This is a genomic window from Pseudomonas sp. LBUM1672 (assembly GCF_059695655.1).
Genome location: NZ_CP166781.1, coordinates 3,584,493 through 3,600,935, shown reverse-complemented (window position 1 = coordinate 3,600,935; position 16,443 = coordinate 3,584,493). Strand labels below are relative to the sequence as shown.

Annotated in this window: 13 protein-coding genes; 1 reads left to right on the top strand and 12 read right to left on the bottom strand. The window is 59.2% G+C overall.

Features of this window, described 5'->3' with window-relative positions; translation table 11 throughout:
• Nucleotides 1-60 precede the first annotated feature (60 nt).
• The 4 genes from ACA053_RS16310 to ACA053_RS16295 all read right to left on the bottom strand — a co-directional run bounded on the left by ACA053_RS16310 (nucleotide 61) and on the right by ACA053_RS16295 (nucleotide 3,653).
• The gene (locus ACA053_RS16310) at nucleotides 61-435 is read right to left on the bottom strand and encodes a response regulator transcription factor (RefSeq protein WP_497393099.1); all 375 of its coding nucleotides are present in this window, start codon (nucleotides 433-435) and stop codon (nucleotides 61-63) included.
• A 105-nt stretch (nucleotides 436-540) separates the two neighbouring features.
• A complete protein-coding gene (locus ACA053_RS16305; RefSeq protein WP_256597428.1) occupies nucleotides 541-1,188 on the bottom strand; it encodes a response regulator transcription factor in 648 nt (215 codons plus the stop codon).
• A 40-nt stretch (nucleotides 1,189-1,228) separates the two neighbouring features.
• Nucleotides 1,229-2,779: a sensor histidine kinase gene (locus ACA053_RS16300; RefSeq protein WP_497393098.1), complete on the bottom strand. Its 1,551-nt coding sequence runs from the start codon at nucleotides 2,777-2,779 to the stop codon at nucleotides 1,229-1,231.
• 394 nt (nucleotides 2,780-3,173) lie between these two features.
• Nucleotides 3,174-3,653: a phage infection protein gene (locus ACA053_RS16295; protein WP_497393097.1), complete on the bottom strand. Its 480-nt coding sequence runs from the start codon at nucleotides 3,651-3,653 to the stop codon at nucleotides 3,174-3,176.
• Between the two features lie 371 nt (nucleotides 3,654-4,024).
• Between ACA053_RS16295 and treS the strand changes: the two genes are divergently transcribed.
• Nucleotides 4,025-6,091 (top strand): maltose alpha-D-glucosyltransferase, encoded by a 2,067-nt coding sequence (treS, locus tag ACA053_RS16290; protein WP_497393095.1) that lies wholly within the window; start codon nucleotides 4,025-4,027, stop codon nucleotides 6,089-6,091.
• A 730-nt stretch (nucleotides 6,092-6,821) separates the two neighbouring features.
• On the opposite strand, the gene ACA053_RS16285 is transcribed toward treS, so the two are convergent.
• The 8 genes from ACA053_RS16285 to ACA053_RS16250 all read right to left on the bottom strand — a co-directional run bounded on the left by ACA053_RS16285 (nucleotide 6,822) and on the right by ACA053_RS16250 (nucleotide 16,441).
• Complete coding sequence (locus ACA053_RS16285; RefSeq protein ID WP_497393094.1) at nucleotides 6,822-7,877, bottom strand: acyltransferase family protein; 1,056 nt, start codon at nucleotides 7,875-7,877, stop codon at nucleotides 6,822-6,824.
• A 93-nt stretch (nucleotides 7,878-7,970) separates the two neighbouring features.
• Nucleotides 7,971-9,446 (bottom strand): family 16 glycosylhydrolase, encoded by a 1,476-nt coding sequence (locus ACA053_RS16280; protein WP_497393093.1) that lies wholly within the window; start codon nucleotides 9,444-9,446, stop codon nucleotides 7,971-7,973.
• Entirely contained in the window at nucleotides 9,446-10,501 is a 1,056-nt protein-coding gene (galE, locus tag ACA053_RS16275; RefSeq protein WP_109632260.1) for a UDP-glucose 4-epimerase GalE, read from the bottom strand. Before galE ends, ACA053_RS16280 begins: the two co-directional genes overlap by 1 nt.
• A gap of 29 nt (nucleotides 10,502-10,530) precedes the next feature.
• The gene (locus ACA053_RS16270) at nucleotides 10,531-11,949 is read right to left on the bottom strand and encodes an oligosaccharide flippase family protein (protein WP_497393092.1); all 1,419 of its coding nucleotides are present in this window, start codon (nucleotides 11,947-11,949) and stop codon (nucleotides 10,531-10,533) included.
• A gap of 13 nt (nucleotides 11,950-11,962) precedes the next feature.
• Complete coding sequence (locus tag ACA053_RS16265; protein ID WP_497311763.1) at nucleotides 11,963-12,916, bottom strand: glycosyltransferase family 2 protein; 954 nt, start codon at nucleotides 12,914-12,916, stop codon at nucleotides 11,963-11,965.
• Between the two features lie 17 nt (nucleotides 12,917-12,933).
• Complete coding sequence (locus ACA053_RS16260) at nucleotides 12,934-14,247, bottom strand: O-antigen ligase family protein (protein ID WP_497311762.1); 1,314 nt, start codon at nucleotides 14,245-14,247, stop codon at nucleotides 12,934-12,936.
• The gene (locus ACA053_RS16255) at nucleotides 14,244-15,356 is read right to left on the bottom strand and encodes a glycosyltransferase (RefSeq protein ID WP_497393091.1); all 1,113 of its coding nucleotides are present in this window, start codon (nucleotides 15,354-15,356) and stop codon (nucleotides 14,244-14,246) included. Before ACA053_RS16255 ends, ACA053_RS16260 begins: the two co-directional genes overlap by 4 nt.
• Nucleotides 15,353-16,441: a glycosyltransferase gene (locus tag ACA053_RS16250; RefSeq protein WP_497393090.1), complete on the bottom strand. Its 1,089-nt coding sequence runs from the start codon at nucleotides 16,439-16,441 to the stop codon at nucleotides 15,353-15,355. The genes ACA053_RS16255 and ACA053_RS16250 overlap by 4 nt, the downstream gene beginning before the upstream one ends.
• Nucleotides 16,442-16,443: the final 2 nt, after the last annotated feature.

Sequence of the window (16,443 nt, the reverse complement as noted above, 5' to 3'; positions counted from 1 at the left end):
GTATTAAGCGGGCAAAATGAAAACGCACAGACCGAGTGATTTGACCGCAGGTGAGCGGGCTCAAGCGGAGCGATTGAGGATGTCTTCGATACAGGCAATCAATTCGCCACAGGGGAATGGCTTGGGAAAAAATGCGACGGGTTTGACGGCTGTAGCGCTGACCTGGGGCAGGGAATCCAGGTATCCGCTGATGAAGATGACCGGCAGGTGAATGCCTCGGGCTGAGAGTTCTTCATACATCTGAATGCCCGACAGGCCGGGCATTTGAACATCGGAGATCAGGCAGGAGGTGATCAGCGGACCGTTAGTCGAGAGGAACTCTTCGGCCGTGGCGAATACCCGGACGGTGTAGCCGTTGGAGCGCAATAAACTGTCCAGTGCAATGCGAACCGACTCGTCATCGTCGACCACGGAAACAATAAAGGGGTAGGACATTTAAGTACCTGGGTGATATCGGGTAGCCCATAAAGAGTGCCCGCCATCAGTGCAAGATACCCAATCCCCAAGCGCGGCACAGTATACCTGCGTATAGACCCGTCCCTAAGGGCGGTTGATTCCCAGCGCTTGCGCCATTCGGACAAGGTCGGCAAACGAGCGGGCGAACATCTTGCGCATGGCCTGGCCGCGGTGGATCTTGACGGTGATCTGGCTCAAGCCGATTTCCCCGGCGATCTGCTTGTTCATCAGGCCTGACACGGCCAATGCCATGACCGTTTGCTCTCTGGGGGTCAGCGTGGCAAAGCGGCTGCGCAACTCATCGTTTTCGCGCTCCGACTCGCGCCGCACCTTGTCCCGTGCGTGGGCAGCGGATACCGCATCAATCAAGTCCTGTTCGCGAAAGGGTTTCTCGAGGAAATCCACCGCGCCGGCCTTCATCGCGCGAACTGTCATGGCAATGTCGCCGTGCCCGGTCATGAAAACGATCGGCAGGTTAATGTTGGCGGCCACCAGCTCCTGCTGGAAATCCAGCCCGCTGGAGCCTTGCAATCGCACATCCAGCACCAGGCAGCTGGGGATGTCCGGACGGTTGTACTTCATGAAGTCGGCAGCGGAACCGAACAGCTCGACCTGCAGGCCGATGGAACGCAGCAGGCTGCCGAGTGCTTCACGCAGCGGCGCATCATCATCGACGATGAAGACCAAAGGCTCGGTGTTGCTGACTTTGTTCATGGGGTGGTATTTGTTCATGGAGCTTCCCTGGGAGCAGTTGTCCTGGTGTTCAAGCCGTTTAGTGGGCGACGGTGACGAGCAGCGGCAAGGCGACCTTGAACGAGGCGCCGTGACCGATGGCGCTGGTGGCCCAGATCCTGCCGCCATGAAAATCAATGATCGAGCGGCAGATGGAGAGGCCCATGCCCATGCCGTTGTCCTTGGTCGTGAAAAAGGGGGTGAACAAGGACGGCAGGACATGGGCCGCGATGCCCGAACCCAGGTCAGCCACTTCCACCACCGCCTCGTTGTCCTTGACCCACGTGCGTACGTGCAGAATTCGTTCGCAGACTTCGACCTCCGCCAAGGCCTGGCATGCGTTGATGATCAGATTGATGATCACTTGCTGCAGCTGTACCCGATCCGCATGGACACGACCCGCGCACGCGGCCAAATCGACCTTCGGACTGATTTTGTGGTGTGCCAACTCTTGTTGAACCAGGCTCAGCGTCTCGTTGACGATGTCGTTCAGCGACTCACTCTGGCGCAGCGGCCCACACTTGCGTGACAGCGTCCTGATGCGACTGATGACATCGCTGGCGCGGCACGAGCTGGCGATGATGCGGTCCAGGGAAGCGATCGCTTCGTTCAGATCCGGGACGGGGCGGTCGAGCCAGCGGCGACAGGCTTCGCTGCTGCTGGTGATGGCCGTCAGCGGCTGGTTCACTTCATGGGCAATCGACGCGGCCAGCTCGCCCAGCGAGGTGACGCGGGTGACGTGGGCCAGTTGTGCCTGGGCGCAGAAGAGGGCCTCTTCGGCTTGCTTGCTGGCGGTGATGTCCATCAGTGCGCCGACGTATTTGGAGCGCTCATGCTGGGTAAACAGCGGACTGGCGATCATGTGCACATGCTTGATGCGTCCATCCGGCATCAACAAGCGGTGCTTGACCTCAATCAGCGCTTCATGACGCGTCGCCTTGGCAAAGATCTCGTGCACCAGCGCAAGGTCGTCGGGATGAGTGCGTGCCAGGACTTTGGAGAAGGTCGGGGCTTCGGTCAGCGGGTACTCAAAAATCCTCGCCGATTCATCCGACCAGGAGATCGCTTCGGCGCCGGCGCGAAAGCCGACGCTGCCGGTCTGGCTCAGGCGTTGGGCGCCGATCAGGTACACCTCGTTATGACGCAGCCGGTCGGCAGCATATTTGCTGCGCAGCGCCAGGAAGGTGATCGCCGACAGCGCGGTCAGGCAGCGGAAGAACCCCGTTGTCGAGTCCCAGCGTTGATAGCCGCCGTTATAAAAAAAGGTCGCCGTCAGCAGCAGCATGCACATCAGCGCGATTGAAATAACGGCGTTGATTGAAAACAGGTTCGCCGCCATCAACAGCAACGTGATGTAAAGAATCGTCGGGGCCAGGTCAGTGTGTGTCTCGGAATTGATGATCACGATGCCGCACGCCACCAGCAGCCCGATCAGCCATCCCAGGGCGTTGATCAGCGGGTTGGAACTGATGCCGATCGCTGCACCAATGCTCGTCTCGCAGGGTATGCGTTGCCCTTTGCCGTTGGCACTGTTGAAAAATGGAAAGGCTTTGCGCGCATTGAAAGACCTGTTGTTGTTCATCTCGGTCATGCACTCCTGGTATCGAGGGGCGGAGTCGGGTGCCTATGCTAGAAGCAAATGTTTGCCCTTCAATAGGACATAAACCCCTGAATTTCGGCCAAAAATCGTCCTGAATATTGGCGTATGAAAAAAGCCCCTCGTGGAGGTGATGCTGTTCACTTAAACCTCTTCAGTCACAGAGAACCTGTGGCGAGGGAGCTTGCTCCCGCTTGAGTGCGGAGCACTCACAAAAATCGACGGTGTTGTCGGATTTTTGGGGCCGCTACGCAGCCCAGCGGGAGCAAGCTCCCTCGCCACAAAAGTAGCTATGTCTGAAGTACCGCGCTTAAGTGAACCGCATTACCCTCATGGAGGGGCTTTCTGTTTATCGAGCCCGTCAGCCGAGCCCTGAATCAATGCTCGATCAGCGGCAGGCGAAGCAGAAGTCGGCGTTCATGTCTGAACCGGAGTCGTAGCCACCATCGGCAACACGGTTCTGCATCAAACGATCGGAGCCGCCTTCCGCGACACGCGTGCCACGCATCCGACTGTTGGCCCCGAAAGCGACGCGATTCTGCTTGAGGTGATCGGAGGCGTCGGCTGCCAGTTGCCGTTCTTTCAGGCGGTCGGCACCGCCCTCGGCGACACGGTTCTGCTTGAGGCGATCAGAGCCGTCCGACGCCAATTGCCGTTCTTTCAAGCGATCGGCACCGCCTTCGGCAACGTGCGGGTGGGTGGGTTTGTCGGAAGCGTGTTGGACCAACGGTGCAACAGCATCCCGATCTCCGCCTGTTCGGCTGCCGCTGGCAGCTGCGTCGCGAGGTTCGGCGGCGTGAATCGTTGCCGTTATCAAGCCAGTGGTAGCAAGCAGGGCGATGCCCAATACGACGTTTGGAGTTTTCATCCTGTTCTCCTTATTTGATCAAGGGATGTTCAAGCAACAAGGGTTTTGCATGCGTGCAACGGTCCGCGAGAGACCGTCGTAGTGACGCGACCCAGGAACGTTTTTTGTCTGATCAAGCGTGGGTATTTGATGGCTGTATCTTAAAGAGACGCGCAGGTGCGTCACTTATGCCTAGGTTGTCTGCGGGGATATGTAGGTGTTAACAACTCATTCCCAGGTATGACTTGAAACAGCAGGCGGGCTCTGATTCGTCCAGCGTCGATGCAACGAATGCCGCCTCAGGGCCTCATATGAAAAGGACGGGTCCGCCGGTGCAGGTACGCATGGGATGGCCAAGCGCAAATTTACCCCGACAACAGGTAACAGTTTTTATGACCGCGGCTGACAAAAATCATGTGACCTGGCTGGTTGAACAATCGATGCTTCATGCCGCCCGGCAGCGGGCCAAGCTCTATTCGGGGCAAGGTCGGCTGTGGCAACAGCCCTATGCCCATACCCGGCCCCGCGATGCCTCGGCCCTGGCGTCGGTGTGGTTCACTGCCTACCCGGCGTCCATCGTCACTCGCGAAGACGGCACCGTGCTGGAAGCCCTGGGCGATGAAACCTTATGGCATGCGCTGTCGAGAATCGGCATCCAGGGCATTCATAACGGTCCGCTGAAAATGTCTGGCGGCCTGACCGGCACCCAACGCACACCGACCATTGACGGCAATTTCGACCGCATCAGTTTCGAGATCGACCCGCAACTGGGCACCGAGGCGCAGCTCCAGGCGCTGGTGCGCATGGCCGCCGCGCACAACGCGGTGATCATCGATGACGTGATCCCTTCGCACACCGGCAAAGGCGCGGATTTCCGCCTGGCCGAGATGGCCTACGAAGACTACCCGGGTCTCTACCACATGGTCGAAATCCGCGAGGAGGACTGGCCGTTGCTGCCGGACATCGCCGACGGTCGTGATGCGCAAAATCTCAGCCCTATGCAGGTCGACGTGCTCCGGGACAAGCACTACATCGTCGGCCAGTTGCAGCGCGTGATCTTCTTCGAGCCGGGGGTCAAGGAAACCGACTGGAGCGCGACTCCGATCGTGATCGGCGTCGATGGCAAACCACGGCGCTGGGTTTATCTGCATTACTTCAAGGAAGGGCAGCCGTCTCTGAACTGGCTGGACCCGACCTTCGCCGCACAACAGATGATCATCGGCGATGCCCTGCACGCCATTGACGTCATGGGCGCGAAAATCCTGCGTCTGGACGCCAACGGATTCCTCGGCGTGGAGCGCAAGCTCGACGGCACCGCCTGGTCTGAAAGCCACCCGTTATCGATCACCGGTAACCAGTTGCTCGCCGGGGCGATCCGCAAGGCCGGCGGTTTCAGTTTCCAGGAGCTGAACCTGACCGTCGACGATATCGCCAGCATGTCCCACGGCGGCGCCGATCTTTCCTACGACTTCATCACCCGACCAGCCTACCAGCACGCGTTGCTGATGGGCGACACCGAATTCCTGCGCTTGATGCTGCGGCAGATGCACACCCTCGGCATCGACCCCGGTTCGCTGATCCACGCCTTGCAGAACCACGACGAACTGACCCTGGAACTGGTGCATTTCTGGACGTTGCACGCCCATGACACCTACCTCTATCAGGGCCAGACCTTTCCAGGCAGCATCTTGCGTGAACACATTCGCGAGCAGATGTACGAGCGTCTGGCGGGCGAGCATGCACCCTACAATCTGAAATTTGTCACCAACGGTGTGTCGTGCACCACCGCCAGCATCATCACGGCGGCGTTGGGCATTCGTGATCTCGACTCGATCACAGCGGCGGATATCCAGCAGATTCGCCAGGTGCATTTGCTGTTGGTGATGTACAACGCCATGCAACCGGGCGTGTTCGCGTTGTCCGGCTGGGACCTTGTCGGCGCGCTACCGTTGCCGGCGGAACAGGTCGAGCATTTGATGGGCGACGGTGACACGCGCTGGATTCACCGCGGTGCCTACGATCTGGTGGACCTCAATCCGGATGCGCCACTGTCCGCGGGTGAAATGCCGCGTCCGAAGACCTTGTATGGCAGCTTGCCCAGTCAATTGAAGGACCCGGATTCGTTCGTCTCGCAACTCAAAAGAATCCTCGCCGCGCGTCGCGCCTACGACATTGCCGCGAGTCGTCAGATCCTGATTCCGGATGTGCAGCATCCCGGGCTGCTGGTCATGGTTCACGAATTGCCGGCCGGTAAGGGGACGCAAATCACCGCGCTGAATTTCGGATCGACGCCGATCACCGAAACCTTGCACCTGCCCAATATTGCGCCGGGGCCGGTGGTCGACATCATTAACGAGCGGGTTGAAGGGGATTTGACGCAGGAGGGGGATTTCACTATTACGCTGGATGCCTATGAAGGGTTGGCGCTGCGGGTGGTGAGTGCTTCGCCGATGATTTGAAGGTGGCTGGTGTCGGGGGGTATATCCGTTTCTGCGGTAACGGCTGCTATTGGTTCCGCCCTTACGGCGGGTGACTTTGAAGAGCGCAAAGTAACCAAACGCTTTCGCCCCTGACGTACGGTGCCTCGCTCCGGTCCTGCTCCGTGGGCCCGCCGCCATCGGCCATCCATGGCCGGGGGCGGCTACCGCGGCATCCCTGCCGCGGTGCCCACTGCGCAGAACCTGCGCTCGGCCTTCCGACGGGGCAGATCAAGATCAAAAGCAAGATCAAGATCAAGATCAAGATCAAAAGCCAGATCAAAAACCAAAACGAGGCGGACTGATAGCCGACCTGATGTGCGTCAAGGTCATCGGTAGTGAACACCATGTCATGTCCGCCAAAAAAACCTGTGGGAGCTAGCCTGCTAGCGATGGACGTCCAGACACCGCGTTCATTCAGACCGAACGCGTAATCGTTAACGTCCATCGCTAGCAGGCTAGCTCCCACAGGGGAAATGCATTCACACGAAGAGCCAGGCCGGAGCGAGGGCATGCCGAGCCTTGGCGAGGTACCGAACGTCAGGGGCAAGAGCCCTTTGGTTACTTTGGGGCTTTTCCAAAGTGACCCGCCGTAAGGGCGGAACCAATACCCGCCGTTACCGCAGAAACGGATATGTACCCCAACCCCAACGTAAGGCCTTCGCGACTATCCGTTGATCGGCATGAGCGCTCAGCGACTTTGTACGCCCGGTTACGGCTTATTAACCTCAACACGCTTGAAGGACAGTGAAAGGAATTTTTTCATTGACCTGGCCATCGGGGTTTCTATTTGTTTGTGGATGATATGAGACGCACCGATCATCAAGGCGATAGTGCCCCAAAGCAGCAGGTGCGGATTCACCGCCGGATAAGCGATGTTAAAGATCATGAAGCCGATCATTTGATGTAAGAGATAAAGCGGGTAGGTCAGTGCTCCCAATGCAGTCCAGTTCAATGTCCCTATGACTCCCGTCCTGTTCGTTGCGACCAGGAAAAACGTCATGAAAAACAGGATGATAATGCAGCAGACGATCAAAGGATTGTATTCGGTCGAATATTTTGTTTCGAGCAATTGGGCCCACACAATGGCGGTGAAGTTGGCCAAGGCCAATGCCCCCGCCAACAACAGAACCCGTGATGTTGTGATGCCCTTGGCCCATATTAGGTAGAACGTTGCACCCGCTATGAAATAGGCCGCGTAATCGGTCACCAGTACCGAACGCATCTTCTCTAACGTGAATACTTCAGCGATGGCAGAGACCAGCAGCCAAAGCATGAGGTAGGTCTCTATTTTTTCTATTTTCTTGAAGCCCAGCACAATGGAGATCATTAGATAAAATTTGATTTCTGCAAACAGAGACCAGTAAACGCCGTCGATCGGCGCGATACCCATCAAGTCGCTCAGAAAAGTCATGTTCGCAATGTATTGATAAAGATCAGCGGTATACCGGGGTTGTCCGATGGCAAGTGTGATGACGAAAGTGAGGGTGCAGCACACCCAGAAAGCCGGGCAGATACGAACGACGCGGGAGATGAAAAACACTTTGAGATTGTTGCTCGAAGCCGTCATCAGGATGACGAACCCGCTGATCATGAAAAACAGTTCGACACCCAGGTAACCGTATTTGGCAGGTTCAGCCAATAGCGGGTAGGGCATTGCCGACATGTCGCCCTTTGCATACCCGCGAAAGGCATAGTGAAAAAACACGACTGCGATAGCCGCCAGGAAGCGCAGCAAATCCAGTTCATTCAGCCGGCGTTTGATCATTTTAATGCGCTCCAGACGTGTTAGCGCTGACTGAAAAACTGACCATCTGCCGATAGAGATTTGACCCGTGCGGTTGTCGATCTGGTGTGGCGGCTATCGACTGCGTTGCCACACCTTGACGTAATCGACGCTGAAGGTAGAGGGCAGGTCAGCATCGTCAACCACGCCGAACCACTGCCACATCGCCTCACTGTCAAAGACAATCTGCATCGGGAAGAAGAAATGGTGGTTCTTCGATTCCCGGACCAGCACGCCATCGACATACCAGCGCAGGGTGTCGGGCTGCCAGTCGAAGCCGTAGATATGGAAGGTATCCGCCAGGCGCCATGGACTGATCCAGGTGCTGCCATCGGCAATATGTTCGGTGCTTTGTGGCGTGGCCCACAGGTGGGCATTCATGTTGTACGAACGGTCGAGCGCCGCGCCTTTGGTCTTGCCGCCGATTTCGAAGATGTCGATTTCGGTGGCGTTGTCGGCCATGCCCGTCCAGGCCAGCCAGAAGGCGCTGGAGCCTGCCGAATTCATGGGTTTGGCGCGCGCTTCGTAATACCCGAAGAGCCCACGCGAATGGGTGCGAACCATCGCCGAGGAGTAGTCCTTGAAGCCGAGCTTGACGTACTTCTGCGGCAAGGTTTCCTTGCGGAAGACGATGTTCAGGTGGCCATCGTGGACCCTTGCATTGTCCGGCTTGAACAGCGCCGGTTTGCGTCCGAGCGATTCGTTCCCTTGGGCATTGTTGACGTGCCAACGTGCAAGATCGAGGGTGGGGCCGTTGAAGTCGTCGGACAGGTTGGTGTCGAGTGCCCACTGGCCGGCATTGGCCTGATCAGACAGCGGCAGGTCGGGGTTGGTATGGACCGGCAACGTGCCCAGCGGTCCGACACGGGTCCAGGTGTCGGCCAGTCTGGGAACGACCATGGACCATTTGTCCGCCAGGTACTCAAACGCTTGTTGCCGCTCGGCGAGGGAGGCAAACGGGCGGTCGTAGACCAGCACTTCGGCGATGTCGCCGCGGAAGTTTTCGTCCTTGCCACCCACGTTGCGCCCGACGGCATACGGACCGATCGGCACATCGAAAAGCTCCAGCACGGAAATGGTCGGCGCATACGCGGTGGTCTGTCGCAGGCTGATGGCGAAATTCGGCAACACGTTATCGTTGTTTGCGATTTGCGGTCGCGAACTGAACAGCCGCTGCCAGGGATCAACATTGGCTTCTTCTGGCCGAAGGGAGACGAGCAATACCGTGACCGGGCCTTTTGCGTTGCGGATGTTTTTGCCCAGAAACCCCGAAACGCCACTGAAACGCAGCACCGATTGACCGTTCAGGGCGTTCGCCACCTGCTTCGGTGCCAAGGCGGCATCGTCTGCCGTGGCGTCGTTGGAATGGCCGGATTTGTCGCGCCAGGACTGCACACGGTCCTGCGCATCGACCGTCAAGGTTGATGCGTCGGCCGCGTCGAGCCACAGCACCAGGCCGCTGGCCGGCGGACGGGAGGCCGCTTGCGCCGCCGTGCCAGCCAGTGAAACCGACCACAGCAGGACCAGCAGATAGTGGCTGAGCATCTGCATTACTTCGCCGTCACCAGGGCCGGTATGTCGAGGGCCGACTGATACCCCTGCGGATTGCGCGACTGCCACCGCCAGGTATCGACGATCATCTGTTCCAGGTCGCGTTGCGCGCTCCAGCCCAGCTCACGTCCAGCCTTGCTCGGGTCCGCCCAGCATTTGGCAATGTCACCGGCACGTCGCGGGGCGAAGCGGTAGGGAATGGTGATACCGGTAATGTCCTCGAAACTCTGGATGATCTGCAACACGCTGTAGCCGATGCCGGTGCCCAGGTTCCAGGCGTTGATGCCGCCTTTGCCTTGCAACACCTCCAGCGCCTTGAGGTGGCCGATGGCAAGGTCGACCACATGGATGTAATCGCGCACGCAGGTTCCGTCCACGGTGGGATAGTCGCAGCCGTACACCGTGAGTTCGGGAATCCGTCCGATCGCCACCTGGGTCAGGCACGGCAGCAAATTGGCGGGGCGCCCGCGAGGGTCTTCGCCGATTATCCCGCTTTCGTGGGCACCGATCGGGTTGAAGTAGCGCAACAAGGCAATGCTCCAGCGTGGGTCCGCGTGGCACAGGTCGGTGAGCAACTCCTCGATCATGAGTTTGGTGCGGCCATAGGGATTGACCGGTTTGCCGGTGCCGATGTCTTCCAGGATCGGGGTTTGCGCAGGGTCGCCGTACACCGTCGCCGAGGAGCTGAACACCAGATTGAAGACTTCATGACGCACCATCGCCCGGCACAGATTGAGTGTCCCGGCGACATTGTTGGCGTAATAGTCCAAAGGCTTGCGAAGGCTTTCTTCGACGGATTTGAGGCTCGCAAAATGCACCACGGCATCGACGTCGTAACGGCTGAAAATCTGGTCGAGCAAGACCGAGTCGCCAATGTCGCCATTGATGAAATCGACCCGGGTGTGGGTCAGCAGCTCTAGGCGCGCGATGCACTCTCGACAGCTGTTGCACAGGTTGTCGAGCACCAGCACAGAGTGCCCGGCATTGATAAGCGCCAATGCAGTATGGGAGCCAATGTAGCCGGCCCCGCCAGTAATAAGCGTGGTTTTAGACATGGTGAGGTGTTCCTGTCTCAGGGGGGAATTCAGCGGGCGGTGAAAACCGTTTTGAATTCTTGCGGCCAGCGTGGGTGCAATACGCTGTACGCCACGGCATAGCTCAGGGCGCCAATACCGATGGTGCAAATCAGGTTCAGATAGCCTTCAAAACCCATGCGGGGAGCAACCATCAGGACGGTTGCGGCCATGACGAGCGAGGCGATCATGCTGCGGTAATTGGCGTCGAAGAATCGGTGCCAGCCATAACCGATGGCCGTGTTGAGTCCGCGGATTTGCAGCGGTGTGATGATCAGCATCCTCGCCAGCAGAGCGAGGGCAGCCGCCATGCCGCCATACAGACTGCCGAAGCTGTAAACCAGCGCCAGTGCCAGTACCGTGGTTGCCACTTCGGCCTTGATGGTCAGGTGGCTGCGATTGACGGCGACCAGTGCGGTCGTGGCGTACATGGCGGTATTGCCGATGGCAGCAGTGCACGCCAGCACTTGCAGCAGGGGAATGGCCTCGGTCCATTTGGCACCGAAGATCAACAGGATCACGTCGTGCGCGGTGAGTGCGATGCCGATGAACAGGGGCGTCAGCAGGAAGCCGCTGACGGCGGTCGAATCGCTGATGATCGCGCGCAACCGTGATGGATCGGCGCTACGCCGGGCAAACACCGGCAGCGCGTAACTGATCAGACCGTGGTAGATCGCCGTGCGCGGCAGATCGATGATGCGCATCGCCATGTTGAACATGCCCACCGCGTTGGTGCCGGCCGTCATGCCCAAAACCACATTGACCCCGCGTTGCAGCGCTTGCGAACTCAGCGCGTTGACGGCCACCGGCGCTCCGGACTTCAACAGTTCGCGCAAGACCGGGCCGTCGATATGAAAGGCAATGCGTCGCGGATCCGCGCGCATCAATACGATGATGGAGACGAACTCCATGATCAGTGCCTGGGCAACGACCGCCCAGGCCCCGAACCCCCACAGCGCGACAGCGATGCCGCCGACACCTCCACACACCTTGCCCAGCAAGGTGCGTGACGCCAGCATCTTGAAGTTACCGCTGCGGCGCATTTGCGCCACATAGACCCGTGCCATCATGGTGAACAGGATTTTCACCGAGGCCACCGCCGTCATCCATTGCAACACCGGATCGGGCGTGTACAGCATCGCTGCGCCCGAGATGACGACGATGGACACCAGGCTGACGAGTACCGCCGCCCAGAACGCCGTGGTGATGTGTTTGTCCTCCAGCCGTTCGAGTCGTACCAGCGGGTCTTCCAGCACCGATGAATACACCAGGCCGATCAACTCGACGACGGCGATGATGACGGTGCCCATACCCAACTCTGCCGGCGACAGCAGCCTGGCATACGCGACAAAGGTAATCATCGACAGGAAGATCAGGCCGAATTTTTCGGTGAAGATCCAGATCAATGTCACCAGACGGTGATTGGCCATGGCGAATACCGGTTCAATGGGCGGTGGTTGAGGCCCTTGCCTTGCGCAAGGTTCGGGCGCAGGCGTAGAGGTAGCGCAAGGTCGGTTTGCCGTTGGCGAAGATCAGCGTTTGCCAGGAATACTCCAGCATTCGCCGATACACGCCGATCACTTCGGCATGCTCGCCACGTCGGGAAAAGGCATTGAGAAAATCGGTGTGGTTGCCCAGCACGAAATCGATCCGTTGCTGCTTGCTGAGCTGCTCGCCATAGCGGGCGAGGTACACGTCGATGAACCTGAGTTTGTTCCCATAGTATTTTTTCGGTTGCGCGGTCATGTTGCCGCCGTTGACCGTGCGCTCCAGCAGCACCTGTGGCACCGTGTGGACCTCCCAGTGTTCGGCGATCCGGGTCCACATGAAGCGGTCTTCGGAGTAACGCAGGCTGGCATCGAAGCCACCGTACTGCATGATCACCTCGCGCTTGACCAGCGCGGTGGATACGCCATTGAGGACGTTGGCGTGGATGAAATCGTAGAAATGCCGACCACTCTTGCGCCGGTTGTCCAGTTGCCGCCGGCCGTCGCTGTAATTGACCTGGGTGTAGCAGTCGATCAGCCCCACCGGCCGTCCCTGACGAGTGAGTTCGTCGTACAGCGCCAATTGCAGCTCGAGCTTTTGCGGACGAAATTGATCATCGGCATCGAGCAGCGCCACAAACGTTTCTTCACTGTGTCGCATTCCGTGGTTGCGGGCACTGGCCTGGCCTTCGTTGGCCTGCTGCAACAGCGTCAGGCGGTACGGCGCCACGAAGTCCCTGACCCGTTGTGGCCCGTCATCGGTCGAACCATCGTCGACGACAATGACGTGATCGGGCAGTCGGGTTTGCTCGACCAGGGACGCCAGCGTTTGCTCGATGCTGTCGGCGCCGTTGTACATCGGGATTACGACGCACACTGAATGAGGTAAAGGGGAGGCTTGGTTGGGCACGGGTGTTTCTCCTTTTGTCACGCCTGGGCTGAATCGCGCGCTAAATCCCTGCCAGACGGACGCTGACGTAGGGGTGTCGGTGATAACTCGGGGAATGTCGCGTGGTGATGCCGAAAGGACAGGGCCAATGTGCAGAACACCAGGAACTCGGCGGAGCGATAGTTGGGAATCACGTACGCCACATAATTGGTGACGACGAACAAACCGATGATGACCAGGGCGCTGGCGCGAAACCGGGCTGCCTGGTTCGCCGTCACGGCGCGGTATTGTTTGAACAGCGCTTCGCCCAGCAGCAACGCCAGCGCCGTCAACTGGATAACGCCGCCGTTGAGCAGGGTCTCCATGTAGCCGCTGTGGGCGTTGCCGATGTAGCCCCAGCGATTGATGAAGACACTGGCATCGGGGCTGGCCCAGAAGGCACCGAAGCCGTAACCCTTGAACCATTGTTGATCGACAAACGGCGCGAGCAGCTCCCAGATCAACGTGCGGTCAGTGAGCGACGGATCGCGACCGGCGATCTCCAGCAACCACGCAACGTGGCTGTACAACAACAGGCAAACCAGCAGAAACACCAGCGTGCAACCGAAGAACAGCCACTGCGAGCGGTGCATGCGCAAGCGGATCAAGGTGAGGAAATACCAGTAGCTCAGCGTGCCGGAAATGATCAATGCCACGCCGGTCGCCGACTGGGCGAGCAGGATGGCGACTAGTGAAAAAAACGAGCAGAAGAGCGCCCAGCGGTTACGTTGGCGGATCATCGGCAGCAACAGCAGGATGGCGATTGCGTTGAGCCGTGCCCCGGCGTTCTTTTCGGCGAAAATCCCCTTGAAGGCGCCGTCGCGAATCCCACCGGACAAGAACGCGACGTCCGGCATGACGACGGCGAGCATCAACCCGATCAACGCCGCCACGCCGATGGCGCAGCCGAGCATGAAGGTGATTTTTTCAAGGGGGTAGTTGTAGGCAATGAAACCGGCAAAAAACACCACGCTGAGCATCGCGATAAACCGCTTGAAACTCAGCATCGGGTCGTGGGACCAGCCGATTGACGCGATCACACAGAACATGAACAGCAGCAGAAAGAAGTTGCTGCGGTAAAAGGTTTTGCTGAGGAACACCTTGTTGCGGATGAAGAAGAACAAGGGCACCAGCAGGGTGATGAGACCGCAGATCTGGTTGGCGACGTTGCCTTCGAGGTCTTTATCGATGTCGCCGAAGCTGGAGGCGCCACCCAGGCTGAGGACAAACGTAATCACCTGGATGTAGAACAGCACGCCGAACAACGTGAACGCGTCGCGTAGCGTGGAATATCTGATTTCCAGTGTGCTCATGGCGATGGCCTGCGGAGCAACGCGGCGAGGTAGGTTTCTACCGCGCTGGCATTCATGAAACGCGCGGCGGCCTCGATGCGGGACTGGCGTTGCAGGTCTGGCGGTGTCGAGAGTTGCAGGGCGATCGCCTGCGCCAACGCGCTTGGGTCGTCGACGGCCACCAGCGGCGCGACGAGGCCACCCATGAGAATGTCTTGTGGGCCATGGGGGCAGCGTGTCGACACCACCGGGGTGCCAGTGGACAAGGCTTCGACCAGCGCGTTGGGACTGCCCTCGAAACGTGACGACAGGACAAAGCAGTCGGCCGCGGCCACTTCTGCCAGGGGATCGCGGGTGTAGCCTGGCAAGTCGAATCGATCAGCCACACCCAGCGTGCGTGCCTGCTCAAGCAACTGCGCCCTGAGCGCGCCTTCGCCAAAAATGATCAGACGAACGTTGGCGTCGGGCAACCTCGCGAAGGCGTTGATCAAGGTGTCAAAGCCCTTTTGCGGGGCGAGACGACCCACGGCGACAATCACCGGGCTGGACTTTTGCAGCAGCCAGCGGTGGCTCGGCGGCCCCGGTTGCCTGTCGCGAAAGTCGTCATCGAGGACCGGATTGTCGGCAATGGTCACGTCCTTCAGACGTGCAAGGGTGGTGTCGACCAGGTCCTGGGCGACGCCTCGCGAGACGCAGATGACAGGGTTGGGGATGAGCCGATACAACAGCGGTGCCACCCGGTACGCCAGGCGCACCATGAAGCCGGGGTTGACGTGCTTGTCATGGGAAAACGTGTTGCGTTCGCTGACGTGTAGCCGTGCCAGTGTCCCTGACAGTGAGGCGGCGATGATGGCCACCACGTTGACGTGAGTGAGGGCCGCCAGTTGTGCGTCAAAGCGATTGGCGCGCAGAAATCTCGCGAGGGCCGGCACCGCACGGGCGGTGCGCTGGCTTTGCAATTCGACTTTCTTGACACGCGGGTCGAGGTTCACCGCATGGAAACCGCCGCCGGTTAGCATCAGCAATGTCACGTCATTGCCTGCGTCCACCAGGGCACCGGCAAGGCGAGCCATCATTTTTTCAGCCCCGCCTGCGCTGAGGTCATGCAGGATAATCAGCAACTTTTTCATTGGTTCCATACCTGGTAATACGCTTGTGCGGCGTACTGGCTGGTGTACGGATGGATGGCGTCACTGAGCATTTTTGCGCTGGGTGCAACGCCGTTCTGTGCCGCCAGGCTTTGCAGCATTCCCCGCGCTAACGCCGGTGCATCGTTCACGGCAACCAGTTGACCCAGTCGACCGTTGTCCAGCAGTTCCCTGGGCCCGGTCTCGCAGTCGCATGCCAGCACGGGTGTGCCCAGCGCGAGCGCCTCGATCAGGACGGTCGGCATGCCTTCCTGCACCGAGCTCAGAATGAACAGCCGTGCGTGCCTCAGCAGCGGATAGGGATTGCTCAGGAAACCGGTGAAATGCACCCGGTGCGTGATGCCCAGTCGGTTGGCCTGAGTGGTCAGTGCGTCGAGCAAGGGACCGTCACCGACGATCACCAGATCCGGCAGTGCTTCGCTGCGCAACGCCAGGGCATAGGCCTCCAGCAACAGATGAAACCCTTTAGGTTCTACCAGTCGGCCCAGGCTCAACCAATAGTCGCGGGGTAAATCGGCGGGCAGCGGCGCTTGTGCGGCGTGAAGCAGTTGTTCGGTGACGACGGCGTTGGGGCAATAGCGGATCCGTTGCCGACCCCAAGGCATCCAGTTGACGAGGGACTGGCGCAAGGCTGTGGAGACCGTGACCACGTTGCCGCTGCCGCAGAGGTACAACGAATAGAGCAGGCGCAGGCTTGAAGGGCCGGTTTTCTGTTCCGTGCAATCCAGTGCCGCGTGGCGGCTATAGATGACTTTGCAAGGACGGCCCAGGGTGGCGAACCAGGTGCAGAGATTGGCCTGCTCCTTGGCGGAAATCAGGTGGGTAACGCCCTCACGGCGAATGAGCCGGCGCAACAGCACAACGGACTTGAGCAGGCCGAAGAGGCCGCTGCCGCTGGCGCTGGCGCTGCCCAGCGTCGGCGCACCTTCAGTGTCTGGCGTGTCACCGTTCATGACGAAAAAACTCACACGCTGGCCGTCCTTGAGAAACTGCTCGGACAACCGCTGCTGGACGCGCTCGATGCCGCCGCCCGTTTTGAAGTCCTTGAGAATGAAGAGGATGTGCATGG